Here is a 12,188-nt window from a genome sequence, read left to right as displayed (position 1 = left end):
CAACCATGTACGGCACCCGACTCCGCCCTCTGTCGATCGCCACCCTCGTCGCCCTGATCGGGGCGTTTGCGCTGGCCGGCTGGTACGCGCCGATGGCCGCGGCCGAGGGGATCTCGCAGAAGATCATCTACGTCCACGTCCCGCTGGCGATCGTGACGCTGCTCGGCTTCATCTTCGGCGGCGTCATGGCGATCAAGCACCTGCGCACGCGCGACCCCCGGTACGACCTGAAGAGCTACACGGCGATCCACCTGTCGCTGATCTTCGGGACCGGCGCGCTGATCACCGGGATGATCTGGGCGAACGCCGCCTGGGGCGTCTGGTGGGAGTGGCGCGAGGCGACGCTCGTGAGCTTCCTGATCGTCTTCCTGCTGTTCTGCACCTACCAGCCGATGCGGTTCTCGATCGAGGACCCGGAGCGTCAGGCGCGGTACGCGTCGGTGTTCGCGATCACCGCGGGCGCCTTCGTGCCGGTGAACTTCCTCGCGGTGCGGCTCGCGGACGCGTACATCCATCCGCGGGTCCTGACGACGTCGGGCAGCGGCCTGACGCCGGAGATGAACGTCGCGTTCCTCGCGGGGATCCTCGCGATCGGGATGCTCTACGTCTTCCTGTGGCGGTTCGAGCTGACCGCCAAGAACACGCGCTTCCGGCTGCGCGCGCTCAAGCGCAAGCTCGGGGACGACGAGGTGGCCTACGGGCGCTCCGCCGCTCCGCGCCACTTCGATGCCCCGGAGGCCGCGTCGTGACCGAGACGCTCCCCGACAAGGGCGGCTACGTCGTCGCCGCCTATCTCGTCCTGCTGCTCCTGCTGCTGATCTACATCGGGATCATGGCGCTGCGGATCAGCCGGATGGAGCGCGAGCTCGTCGAGCTGCACGAGATCGTCGACCGCCAGAAGGAGGAGCTCGCCGCGCGCGAGCCCTCCGAGGTCGGCTCGTGAGCGAGCTGCTCGCTCTCGGGGTCTCGTACAAGACGGCCCCGGTCGCGCTGCGCGAGCGGCTCGCGCTGACCGACGGCGCGGCCGAGCGGTTCGTGCAGGAGCTCGTCGAGGGCGGCGACGTCGCCGAGGCCGTCGCGATCTCCACGTGCAACCGCACCGAGTTCTACCTCGTGGTCAGCGACGCGGTCGCCGCCGAGGTGGCGCTGCTCTCGCAGATCGCGCGGCGCAGCGGCATGCGACCGACCGAGCTGTCGAGCGTCGTCTACGCCCCGCGCAACTGCGACGCGGCCCGCCACCTGTTCCGCGTGACCAGCGGCCTCGAGTCGATGATCGTCGGCGAGCACGAGGTGCAGGGCCAGGTCAAGCGCGCCTACGAGACCGCGCTCGCCGCCGGCACCACCGGTCCGCTGACCAACCGCCTCTTCACCGCGGCGCTGCAGACCGGCAAGCGCGTGCGCAACGAGACCGAGATCGGCGTGGCGCGCACGAGCGTGTCGAGCGTCGCGGTCGACCTCGCGCAGGAGGTCGTCGGCGAGCTCGCGTCGCGCGACGTCGTGATCATCGGCGCGGGCGAGACGAGCGAGCTCACCGCCCGGGCGTTCGCCGAGCACGGGGTCTCCGCGATGTTCGTCGCGAACCGTCGCGCCGACCGGGCGCGCGCGCTGGCCGAGCGGATCGGCGGCAGCGTCGTGCCGCTGCACGACCTGCCCGCGCAGATGGAGTCGGCGGACGTCGTCGTCTCCTCGACCTCCTCGCCGCACCCGATCGTCGGCGTCGACGAGCTCGAGCTCGTGATGGCCGCGCGTGACGGCCGGCCGCTCGTCCTCATCGACATCGCCGTCCCGCGCGACATCGAGGCCGCCTGCGCGGACCTGCCGGGCGTGACGCTGCTGGACATCGACGACCTCCAGCGGGTCGTCGCCGGCAACCTGCAGGGACGCGAGGGCGAACGCGACGACGCGATCGAGATCGTCGAGCAGGAGATCCGTCGCTTCGCGAGCTGGATGGGCCAGCTCGACGTGCTGCCGACGATCGCCGCGCTGCGCGAGCAGGCGAGCATCGTCGCCGAGCAGGTGCTGGCGGAGAACGCGGGCCGCTGGGAGACCGCCTCGCCGCGCGACCTCGCACGGGTCGACGCGATGGCCCGCGCCATCGTCCAGCGGGTGCTGCACGAGCCGACGCTGCGCATCAAGGCGCTGGCGGACGCCGACGTCGAGACGCCCGGGCACGGTCGCCTGGAGATCGTCCGTGAGCTGTTCGGCCTGGAGAGCGGCGCCCACGGGGGTCGTGACCAGGCCGCCCGGTCGACCGACGCCGAGGTCCGTCCGCTGCGCCGGCGCGCGGGCGACGGCTCCGCGGCGACGTGAGGATCGGCACCCGCGCGAGCCCGCTCGCGCTCGCGCAGGCGCACCACGTCGCGTCGCTGCTGGGCGGTGACGTCGAGCTCGTCGAGGTGACGACGACCGGGGACCGCGACCGGGCCGCGCCGGACAAGGAGAAGTGGGTCAAGGAGCTCGAGCTCGCGCTGCTGGACGGGCGCGTCGACGCGTGCGTGCACTCCGCCAAGGACGTCCCCACGACGTTGCCCGACGGTCTCGTGATCGCGGGCGTCCCGGCCCGCGAGGATCCGCGGGACGTCCTCTGCACGGCGCGCGGCGTCGTGGCGGGGACGGTCGAGGAGCTGCCGCCGGGCGCGCGGGTCGGCACGAGCAGCCTGCGCCGCGCCGCGCTGCTGCGTGCGGCGCGCCCGGACCTCGAGATCGTGGAGATCCGCGGCAACGTCGGGACGCGCCTGGCCCTGCTGGAGCGCGGCGACCTCGCGGCGATCGTGCTCGCCGCGGCCGGCCTGCGACGGCTCGGTCACGACCTCGACGCGGTCGGCACGCCGCTGCCCGCCCGGACGTTCGTGCCCGCCGCGGGCCAGGGCAGCCTGGCCCTGGAGTGCCGGGCCGACGACACGGCCACCCGCGCCGCCCTCGACGCGCTGAGCGACCGCGACGCGCACGACACGCTCGCCGCCGAGCGCGAGGCCGTCCGGACCCTCGGGGCGGACTGCCACAGCGCGGTCGGCGCCCGGGCGGTGCGTGGCGACGAGGACCGCCTGGAGCTGCACGGCTGGGTCGGCGCCCCCGACGGCAGCGCGGTCGTCACCGACGTGCTGCAGGCGGGGCCCGGCGAGCTGCCCGCCGACCTGGGCCGCCGGCTGGGCGAGCGCCTGCTCGCCGCCGGGGCCCGTGCCCTGCTGGACCAGACCCCGGAGGTCCTGTCGTGAGCGCCGCCGTCCCCGGCACCGCCTATCTCGTCGGCGCCGGTCCCGGCGACCGCGGCCTGATGACCGTGCGGGCGCTGGAGCTGCTGGAGAGCGCGGACGTCGTCCTCTTCGACAAACTCATCCCGGCGGACGCCCTGGACGGCTGCCGTCCGGACGCGGAGCTCGTCGACGTCGGCAAGATCGGCGGCGGCAAGCAGGTGCCCCAGGAGCACACCACCGCGCTGGTGGTGCAGCACGCGCTGGACGGCCGGTCGGTCGTGCGGCTGAAGGGCGGCGACCCGTTCGTCTTCGGGCGCGGCGGCGAGGAGGCCCAGGCGTGCCGGGCGGCCGGCGTGCCGTTCGAGGTGGTGCCGGCGGTGACCTCCGGCGTGGCGGCGCCCGCCTACGCGGGCATCCCGGTCACGCAGCGGCGTCTGGCGCCGGCGGTGGCGTTCGTGACCGGGCACGAGGACCCAGCCAAGCCGGAGACGCAGGTGGACTGGCCGGCGCTGGCGGCGTTCCCGGGCACGCTCGTCTTCTACATGGGCGTCAAGCAGCTGCCGCGCATCAGCGAGCAGCTGATCGCGGGCGGCCGGCCCGCCGAGCAGCCCGCCGCGATCGTCATGCGCGGCACCTTCGGCGACCAGCGGTCGCTCGTCGCGACGCTCGGGACGCTGCCGCAGCGCGCGGTGGAGGAGGGCATGCGCGCCCCGGCGATCACGGTGATCGGGGACGTCGCGGCGCTCGGGGACGAGCTCGCGTGGCTCGAGCAGGCGCGACCGCTGGCGGGTCGCACGATCGCCGTGACGCGCGCCCGCGCGCAGGCCAGCGCCCTGGCGGGTCGGCTGCGGGCGCTGGGCGCGACGGCGGTCGAGGCGCCCGCGATCCGGATCGAGCCGCTGCCGGTGACGGTGCCGGCGCTGCAGGAGTTCGACCTCGTCTGCGTGACGAGTCCCAACGGCGCGGCGCGGCTGCTGGAGAGCGTGCGGGACGCGCGCGCCCTGGCGGGCCCGCGGATCGCGGCGATCGGACCGGGGACCGCGCGGGCGCTACGCGCCGGCGGGATCGAGGCGGACGTCGTGCCGCCGCGGTCGATCGCCGAGTCGCTCGTGGAGGCGTTGCGCGAGGTGCCGGTCACGCGCGCGCTGATCGCGCGGGCGGAGGAGGCGCGGGACGTCCTGCCGGACGCGCTGCGCGAGCGCGGGGCGGAGGTCGAGATCCTGCCGCTGTACCGCACGGTCGCCGAGCCGCTGGACGACGCTGCGCGGACGGCCGCGCTGGACGCCGACTACATCACCTTCACGAGCGCGAGCAGCGTGCGGTTCTTCGTCGAGGCGGTCGGGGATGCCGCGCTCGTGGCGGGCTGCAGCGCGCGGCTGGCGTCGATCGGCCCGGTCACGTCGGAGGCGCTGCGGGCGCACGGGCTGACGCCGCACGTCGAGGCGACGCAGCACGATCCGGACGGGCTGATCGCGGCGCTCGTCGCGGATGCAGGCGCCGTTGCCGTTCCACCGCAGGGTGTCGCAGATCCCCCCGAATAATGACGCTGACGCGCCAGCTTGAGAAATCTGGGTGAGATCGGCCAACTGTGGGGTAAGAACCGTGTTGCAACGGATGGTCGGGGACCGCTGACCCCCTGACCATGTGCATCGCACTGCGGTCTTGGAACCTCCGCGCGTGCGTCATTTGCGGGATTTCAGCGGCCGCGTCTCGGGACTGGACCCTCGGGGCGCGGCCGCTCCCGCTGCTTGCGGGGCACGAACCCGGCGCGGCTAGGATCGGCTGCGCATGACGCTCCTCACCTTCCTCTCCGACTACGGCCTCGACGACGACTTCGTCGGCGTGTGCCACGGCGTGATCGCCCGCATCGCCCCGGACGTCCGCGTCATCGACGTGACGCACGGGATCCCGCGCCACGACGTCCGCACCGGCGCGCTGGTGCTGCGCCGCGCCCTGCCGTACTTCCCGCCCGGCGTGCACCTGGCGGTCGTCGACCCGGAGGTCGGCACCCAGCGTCGCGCGGTGGCGCTGCGCTGCGCCGACGAGGACCGGGTGCTCGTCGGGCCGGACAACGGGCTGCTGTCGCTCGCGGCGCAGCGCTTCGGCGGCGTGGTCGAGGCGGTCGACGTGACGCGGTCGCCGCACCGCCTGGAGGCCGCGGCCGCCACGTTCCACGGCCGTGACGTGTTCGCGCCCGTGGCCGCGGCGATCGCCGCCGGGGAGCCGCTCGCGGCCGCCGGGGAGCCGCTGGACGCCGACGAGATCCTGCTGATCGGCATGCCGCTGGCGATGGCCGACGGGGACGGGCTGGTGGCGCACGCGATCGCGTTCGATCGCTTCGGCAACGTGACGCTCGACGTCGAGCACGAGGAGCTGACGGGGTCGGGGCTGCGCCTGGGCACCCCGGTGCGCGTCAACGGCCGCGACGCCCGCTACGCGACGACGTTCGCCGACGTCGAGGCGGGCGGGCTGCTCGTCTACGAGGACGCGTACCGCACGCTCGCCCTGGCCGTGAACCGCGGCTCGGCCCGGGACGCGCTGGGGCTCGAGCTCGACGCCGAGGTCCGGATCTCACCGGCGTGACCGCGCTGGGGACCCCGCGGCTGCACCTGCGCGAGACCACCTCGACGAACGACCGCGCGCGCGAGCTGGCCGTCGCGGGCGCGCCGCACGGCACGCTCGTCACCGCCGGGGCGCAGAGCGCCGGGCGCGGCCGGCAGGGCCGCACCTGGTCGGCCCCGGCCGGGCACGCGCTGCTGATGAGCGTCGTCGTCCGCGGGGCGGGCGACCGCTTCGCGCTGCTGCCGCTGGCGGCGGCCGTGGCGGTGACCGACGTCGTCGGGGAGGCGGCGCGCATCAAGTGGCCCAACGACGTCCTGCTGCCCGGGGACGACACGGACGCGGGGCCGGGCCGGAAGGTCGCGGGGATCCTCTGCGAGGGGCGCCCGCAGGAGGGCTGGGCGATCATCGGGATCGGGCTGAACGTCGCGGTGCGGGTCGCGGACCTGCCACCGGAGCTGCACGCGACGGCGGCCTCGATGGAGCGCTCGCCGGGCGAGCTCGAGACGGTGCTCGCGTCCCTGCTGGACGCGCTCGACGCTGCGCTCGGACTGCCGTCCGATGCGCTGCTGGACCGCTGGCGCGCCCGCGACGGGCTCGCGGGTCGCGAGGTGCGCTGGGCGCAGGGGCACGGCATCGCCTCGGGGATCGACGGGCTCGGCCGGCTCGTCGTCGCCCTGCCGGGCGGCGGGCGCACCGCGCTGGACGCAGGTGAGGTCCACCTGGAGCGGTCGCGCTAGCCTCGAGGGATGAACCTCAAGAGCATGCTCGGGAAGGCCAAGAAGCAGGCCGACGCCGTGATCGAGAAGCGCGGCGGCCAGGAGGCCCTCAAGCAGGACCTCAACGAGCTCAAGGACATCGCCAAGAGCAAGGGCACGACGAAGGACAAGGCCAAGGCGGCCGCCGAGGCGCTCAAGCAGCCCGGCGGCGCGAAGCCGCGCTAGCCGTCGGTCGCGGCCGCGGCGGCTTCGGCCGCCTTGCGCGCGGCGTTGGCCTTGCGCGTGGCCGCGGCCTTCTTCGCGGCCTCGGAGCGCTTGCGGCGCAGCGCCTCGGCGTCCGCGTCGGCCGCGGGCGCGGCGGCCTTCGTCGCGCGCGCCTTCACGGGGGCCGGAGCGTCACCGTCGGTCTTCTTCGTCGCGCGCCTGCGGGTCGCAGAGGCCGGAGCGTCACCGTCGGTCGCCTTCGCCGCCGCCTTGCGGGCGCGGGCCGGGGCGTCACCGTCGGTCTTCTTCGTCGCGCGCTTGCGCGTCGCGGGGGCCGGCGCGTCGCCGTCGCTCGCCTTCGTCGCGGCCTTCCGGGCGGGGGCCGGGGCGTCGCCGTCGCTCGCCTGCGTCGCGCGCCTGCGCGACGCAGGGGCGGGCGCGTCCTCGCCGCCGGACGCGGCGGCCTTGCGCTTCGCCGTCGTGCGCGTCGCCGGCGTCTCGGCGGGGTCCGGCGACGAGGCGCCGGTCTCCGGCTCGGCCGCGTCCGCCTGCGCGGAGCTCTTCGCGCGGCGCCGCCGGGCGCGCTTGGACGTCGGGGCCTCCTCGGTCGCGGCGGGCGCCTCGGCGGCAGCGTCCTTGGCGGCGCCCTTGCGCCGGCGCGACCCGGACCGGCGCCGTGGCGTCGGCTGCTCGTCCTCGTCGGGCGTGATCGTGACCTTGCGCAGCGCGACCGGCCGCTGCACGACGGTCCCGTCCGCCGAGCGGTCGGGCTTCGGCGGCTCGACCTCGGGCTGCTCGTTGGTGACCTTCACGGGCCGCCGGGGCTGGCGCGAGCGCAGCGGCAGGCCGTCCGCGTCCTGGTCGCCGTCGGCGGCGGGCGCCTCGACGGGCGCGACGGGCTTCGCGCTGCGGCGGGCCTTCGGCAGCGTCGCGGCCGCGTCGGCGATCAGGTCGACGACGTCGGGCCCGGACTCGACGGTCGCCGCGGCGACCGCCTCGGGCGCCGCAGCCGCCTCCGCGCCGCCCGCACCCTTCTTCTTGCGGCGCCGCCGGCCGCGCTTGGCCTTGGGGAAGTTGCGCAGCAGCTCGCGCGACAGGGCGCTGGGCTTGCGCGACATCCGCGTCCGCGCGTCACGCAGCACCGACTCCGCCTCGGGCGTGTGGGCCACCGCAGCGGCGAGGATCGCGGCGCTCAGGCGGCGGTCCTTCGTCTTGGCGACCTGGACCAGCCGCCGCGCGTTGCGCGCGTGCGCACCACCGGCCGAGTTGACGAGCAGGCCGAGCAGCCGCTTCGTCTCCGGCCAGCGCTGGACGGCGTACTCCTCGTGCAGCTCGCGCGTGTACTCCGCCAGCCGCCAGATCCAGGCGTTGTTCTGGTCGCGACGGCCGATGCGCTTCTCGGTCAGCGCCTGCAGCAGCACCTTCGTGCCCTCGCGGCGCGCGTCGCGGGCCCAGGTGCCGACCTCGTCGTGCGCGACGTCGAACGCCTCCGGGTCGCGCGAGGCGGCGATCTCCTGCAGCGCGCGGATCCGCAGCTGCGAGGAGGCGTTGCGCTTGACCGTGTTGACGAGGAACTGGCGCTTGAGCTCGCCGGTGCGATCGAAGTGGAGCATCGCCCGGGCGCGGCGCCAGCCGCCGGACTGCACGCGCGCCCCGGCCAGCGCGGCCCACATGTGCTGCTCGCCCCACTCGAGGTGCTCGACGGCGATCCGCCAGAGCTCGCGCTCGAAGACCTCGTGGCGGCGGGCCTCCTCGGCGCACACGGGGATGACGCGGCGCTCGACGCGCACGCGCCGACCGCGGCCGCGGCGCACCGGGCCGACGACGATCGCGCCGCCGCGGTAGACGTCGCGGTCCAGCAGCGAGTGCAGGGTGACGACCGGGTCGTCGTGGCGGGTGGCGGGCGCGACGAAGTCGACGACGACCCCGGCCTCCTTGCCCGGATGGCGGCGCGTGACGCGGCCGACGCGCTGCTGGTAGATGCGCTTGGACGCGGTCGGCGCCAGGTGCATGCAGACGGTCGCGCGCGGGGAGTTCCAGCCCTCGGCGAGCAGCTGCGCGTTGACGAGGACGTCGATGTCCCCGCGCTCGTAGCGGGCGAGGATCTCGGCGAGGTCGCGCTTCTTCGTCTCGCCGGAGACCGCCTCGGCCTTGATGCCGGCGTCGCGGAAGGCCTCGGCGACGTTGGACGCGTGGCGCACGCCCGCCGCGTAGACGACCCCGGGGACGCCGTTGAAGCGCGTCTTGTAGAGGTCGGCGATCGCCATGTTGAACGGCAGCTGGTCCAGCAGCTCGGCGAGGAGGTCCTGGTCGAACTCGACGTCGACGTCGCCCTTGCGCAGCGGCACCTTCGCGATCGTCTTCACCCCGACGCCGGGCGGGATCCGCAGGCAGCGCAGCGGCGCGATGACGCCGCGGCGCGCGGCCTGCGCGAGGTCGAAGCGGGAGGTCTGCGTCGGGAAGAGGTCGGTGACGTGGCGGGCGATCAGCGCGCCCGTCGCGGTCATGCCGATGAAGACCGGGCCGGTCCACTCGCGGATCGCCTGCGAGGTCTTCTCGCCCAGCGCGGTGTGGGCCTCGTCGCAGATGACGACCGTGTAGGCGGGCGAGATGCGGCCCGCGTTGCGCACGAACCACTGATAGGTCTCGACCGTGACCGGCCCGTTTCCCGCCTCGACGCCGTCGCCCCCGAGCAGCGGCGGCGACTCGCGGTCGCCGTAGCCGCGGGTGCGCAGCTCGCCGAGGAACTGGTCGACGAGGTTGCGGCGGTGCGTGAGGATCAGGACGCCGCCGGTGCGGGTGGCGGCGACGAACCCCATCGCGGCGACCGTCTTGCCGGCGCCCGTGGCGTGCTCGAACCAGAACCGCTTGTGCGCGTTGGGGTCGTCGAGCGCGACGCGGTCGATGTCCTCGTCGACGTCCTCGTCGGCGGCGTCGTCCTCGTCCTCGGACTTCGCGGCGGCGTGGTCGTCCTCGTCGTCCTCGTCGAGCGCGAACGCGTCGTCGATGTCGTAGCCCTCGAGCTCCTGCTCGAGCGCCGCGGCGGCCGCGCGCGCCTCCGCCTCGGCGTGGTCGTCGACCGCGAAGACCGGGGCGGCGACCTCGATCTCGTCGGCCTCGTCGGCCCCGAGGTCGGCGCTCTGGGCCGTCGCGAGCAGCGCGGTCAGCGTGCCGGCCAGCGCGTCGACCTGGTGCGGGTTCAGCAGCGTGCCGTCGGCCAGGCGCGGCTCGTCGTCGGACAGCACGCGCTCGAGGCCGAGCAGCAGCGAGTAGCGGCGCCGCCACTTCGTCGACGGGGTGCTCCGTCCGGCGTCGACCTCCAGCAGTGCCGCGTCGAGCGCCCGGCGGCGCGCGGTGCCGGGTGCGAGCGCGACCTCGGGCGTCTCGCCCTCGTGGATGAAGCGCTCGCGGGTCAGCTCCTCCGCCTGCGCCACGCGGCGGGAATCGGGAAGGGCAGCGGCCTCGGAGGCCACGATCGTGGAGTCGGCCATGGGCGGCACGGAAATCGGGGAGGGACCGCGTCGGGCGAACGGTTCGCCGTGGCGGTCGGAACGGCCCGGGACGGATCCCGGCTGGGCGGGCGGGGGTGGCTCCTGTCCGTGCCCCTCGCGCCGCGGTGCCCAGGAGCATAGCTGACGGCGGACCGCGTCTCGCCCTCTGCCATCCTGCGTGCATGCGCACCAAGCTCCTGATCGCCGTGGGACTAGTGGCGCTCGTCGCCCTCGTCGCCGTCGGGCTCTCGCAGACGGGCAGTGACAACGCCGCGCCGTCGCAGGACGAGCTGCGCTACTCGCCGTCCCAGATCGAGCAGGAGCTGACCGGGTCCCCGGCGCCGCTGGCGGCGATCCACGAGCAGTCCTCGCAGCTGCTCGGCGGGGGCCGCGACGCGGTCGAGCAGCGCCTCGCCGCCCTGCGCGAGGCCGGCACCCCGGTGATCGTGAACAAGTGGGCGTCGTGGTGCGGTCCGTGCCGCGCCGAGTTCCCGCACTTCCAGAACCTGTCGGTGGAGTTCGGCAAGCGGGTCGCCTTCCTGGGCCTGAACTCCGGGGACAACGACGGCGACGCGCGCGAGTTCCTCGGCGACTTCCCCGTGAGCTACCCCAGCTACAAGGACCCGAACGAGAAGGCGGCGCTCGACCTCGGCGTGAGCGCCGCCTACCCGGCCACCATCTTCTTCGACGCCCGCGGCGAGAAGGTCTTCACGAAGCAGGGCCTCTACGCCGACGAAGCCGACCTCGCGGCCGACATCCGGCGCTACGCGCTCGGCGGCTGACGGGGCTGCGCCCCGGCCGCGCGGGGGCGGGTCAGACGCGGCGGCGGCCGGTGATGAACATCACGAGCGCGATGACGAGCAGGATCAGGACGATGGTGTAGAGCATGGGTCCGGGGTGTCCGGCACGAGGGCCCGCAAACCCCGCCGGGGCGACCCGGCCGCTGATCCGTCACCGGCGGCTGGCGCGTAGACCTGCATCGATGCCTGACCGCTACGAGCTGCTCGATCGCGCGCTGCAGCGCGACCTCATCCCCGACCCCGTGCTGCGCCTGGGCTCCCGCTACGGCGCCTGGGACCGCGTCCGCCGCGAGCGCCGCGGCGGCATCGAGGCGCAGGACCAGCGGCTGCGCGAGCTCGTCGCGCACAAGTCCACCGGCCCGATCGCCGAGGCGACGCAGGAGGCCAACGAGCAGCACTACGAGCTGCCGGCCGACTTCATCGGCCTGATCCTCGGGCCGCGGCGCAAGTACAGCGGCTGCCTGTGGGCCGACGGCGTGCAGACGCTCGCGCAGGCCGAGGAGGCGATGCTGCGGCTGACCTGCGAGCGCGCCCAGGTCCGCGACGGGATGACGATCCTCGACCTCGGGTGCGGCTGGGGCTCGCTGTCGCTGTGGCTCGCCGAGCAGTACCCGAACGCCACGATCCTCGGCGTCTCGAACTCGCACGGCCAGCGCGAGTACATCGAGGGCATCGCCCGCGAGAAGGGCTTCACGAACCTCGAGATCCAGACCTGCGACGTGAACGTCTTCGCGACCGACCGGCGGTTCGACCGCGTGATGTCGATCGAGATGTTCGAGCACATGCGCAACTGGAAGGAGCTGCTGCGCCGCGTCAGCACGTGGCTGGAGCCCGAGGGCAAGCTGTTCATCCACGTGTTCAGCCAGCGGCAGGTCCCGTACCTGTTCGAGGGCACGTGGGCGGCCGAGCGGTTCTTCACCGCCGGGCTGATGCCCAGCCACGAGCTGCTGCTGCACTTCCAGGACGACCTCGTCGTGCGCGACCGCTGGGTCGTCGACGGCCGGCACTACGCCAAGACGCTCGTCGCCTGGCTGGCGAACCTCGACGGCCGCCGCGACGAGGCGCTGCGAATCCTCGAGACCGTCTTCCCGCCCGACCGCGCCCGGGTCGTCCTCGGGGGCTGGCGGCTGTTCCTCATCTCGACCGATGAGATCTGGAAGTGGCGACACGGAAACGAGTGGCTCGTGAGCCACTACCTCCTCGAGCCCCGTACCGCCTGAC

At 74.4% G+C, this 12,188-nt stretch carries 11 protein-coding genes; 10 read left to right on the top strand and 1 reads right to left on the bottom strand.

What is annotated here, in order from left to right:
• Positions 1-5 precede the first annotated feature (5 nt).
• The 8 genes from ccsA (at position 6) to C7Y72_RS06485 (ending at position 6,697) form a co-directional block, all read left to right on the top strand.
• Positions 6-749 (top strand): cytochrome c biogenesis protein CcsA, encoded by a 744-nt coding sequence (ccsA, locus tag C7Y72_RS06520; protein ID WP_107567856.1) that lies wholly within the window; start codon positions 6-8, stop codon positions 747-749.
• Positions 746-943 carry a hypothetical protein gene (locus tag C7Y72_RS06515; protein ID WP_107567854.1) on the top strand — a complete coding sequence of 66 codons (198 nt, stop codon included), beginning with the start codon at positions 746-748 and terminating at the stop codon, positions 941-943. The genes ccsA and C7Y72_RS06515 overlap by 4 nt, the downstream gene beginning before the upstream one ends.
• Positions 940-2,310 (top strand): glutamyl-tRNA reductase, encoded by a 1,371-nt coding sequence (hemA, locus tag C7Y72_RS06510; protein ID WP_107567852.1) that lies wholly within the window; start codon positions 940-942, stop codon positions 2,308-2,310. Before C7Y72_RS06515 ends, hemA begins: the two co-directional genes overlap by 4 nt.
• The gene (gene hemC, locus C7Y72_RS06505; protein ID WP_107567850.1) at positions 2,307-3,215 is read left to right on the top strand and encodes a hydroxymethylbilane synthase; all 909 of its coding nucleotides are present in this window, start codon (positions 2,307-2,309) and stop codon (positions 3,213-3,215) included. The genes hemA and hemC overlap by 4 nt, the downstream gene beginning before the upstream one ends.
• Positions 3,212-4,735, top strand: coding sequence for a uroporphyrinogen-III C-methyltransferase (gene cobA / locus C7Y72_RS06500; protein ID WP_233243746.1), 1,524 nt, complete (start codon positions 3,212-3,214; stop codon positions 4,733-4,735). Before hemC ends, cobA begins: the two co-directional genes overlap by 4 nt.
• A gap of 247 nt (positions 4,736-4,982) precedes the next feature.
• The gene (locus C7Y72_RS06495) at positions 4,983-5,777 is read left to right on the top strand and encodes an SAM hydrolase/SAM-dependent halogenase family protein (protein ID WP_107567848.1); all 795 of its coding nucleotides are present in this window, start codon (positions 4,983-4,985) and stop codon (positions 5,775-5,777) included.
• Positions 5,774-6,493: a biotin--[acetyl-CoA-carboxylase] ligase gene (locus C7Y72_RS06490; RefSeq protein WP_107567847.1), complete on the top strand. Its 720-nt coding sequence runs from the start codon at positions 5,774-5,776 to the stop codon at positions 6,491-6,493. The genes C7Y72_RS06495 and C7Y72_RS06490 overlap by 4 nt, the downstream gene beginning before the upstream one ends.
• A 9-nt stretch (positions 6,494-6,502) precedes the next feature.
• Entirely contained in the window at positions 6,503-6,697 is a 195-nt protein-coding gene (locus C7Y72_RS06485; RefSeq protein WP_107567845.1) for a hypothetical protein, read from the top strand.
• Here C7Y72_RS06485 and C7Y72_RS06480 read toward each other — a convergent pair.
• A complete protein-coding gene (locus tag C7Y72_RS06480) occupies positions 6,694-10,167 on the bottom strand; it encodes a DEAD/DEAH box helicase (RefSeq protein ID WP_107567843.1) in 3,474 nt (1,157 codons plus the stop codon). The genes C7Y72_RS06485 and C7Y72_RS06480 overlap by 4 nt on opposite strands.
• Before the next feature lie 182 nt (positions 10,168-10,349).
• Between C7Y72_RS06480 and C7Y72_RS06475 the strand changes: the two genes are divergently transcribed.
• Both C7Y72_RS06475 and C7Y72_RS06470 read left to right on the top strand, forming a co-directional pair.
• Positions 10,350-10,949, top strand: coding sequence for a TlpA family protein disulfide reductase (locus tag C7Y72_RS06475; protein WP_107567841.1), 600 nt, complete (start codon positions 10,350-10,352; stop codon positions 10,947-10,949).
• Positions 10,950-11,149: 200 nt separating this feature from the next.
• Positions 11,150-12,187: an SAM-dependent methyltransferase gene (locus C7Y72_RS06470; RefSeq protein ID WP_158276691.1), complete on the top strand. Its 1,038-nt coding sequence runs from the start codon at positions 11,150-11,152 to the stop codon at positions 12,185-12,187.
• Position 12,188: the final 1 nt, after the last annotated feature.

The sequence above is a fragment of the Paraconexibacter algicola genome (assembly GCF_003044185.1).
GTDB classification, from domain to species: Bacteria; Actinomycetota; Thermoleophilia; order Solirubrobacterales; family Solirubrobacteraceae; genus Paraconexibacter; species Paraconexibacter algicola.
This window is presented reverse-complemented; position numbering and strand designations above follow the sequence as displayed.

Coding starts and splice junctions, on each gene's coding strand:
- ccsA (WP_107567856.1), top strand. CDS start 6: ATGTACGGCACCCGACTCCGCCCTCTGTCGATCGCCACCCTCGTCGCC.
- C7Y72_RS06495 (WP_107567848.1), top strand. CDS start 4,983: ATGACGCTCCTCACCTTCCTCTCCGACTACGGCCTCGACGACGACTTC.
- C7Y72_RS06485 (WP_107567845.1), top strand. CDS start 6,503: ATGAACCTCAAGAGCATGCTCGGGAAGGCCAAGAAGCAGGCCGACGCC.
- C7Y72_RS06480 (WP_107567843.1), bottom strand. CDS start 10,167: ATGGCCGACTCCACGATCGTGGCCTCCGAGGCCGCTGCCCTTCCCGAT.
- C7Y72_RS06475 (WP_107567841.1), top strand. CDS start 10,350: ATGCGCACCAAGCTCCTGATCGCCGTGGGACTAGTGGCGCTCGTCGCC.
- C7Y72_RS06470 (WP_158276691.1), top strand. CDS start 11,150: ATGCCTGACCGCTACGAGCTGCTCGATCGCGCGCTGCAGCGCGACCTC.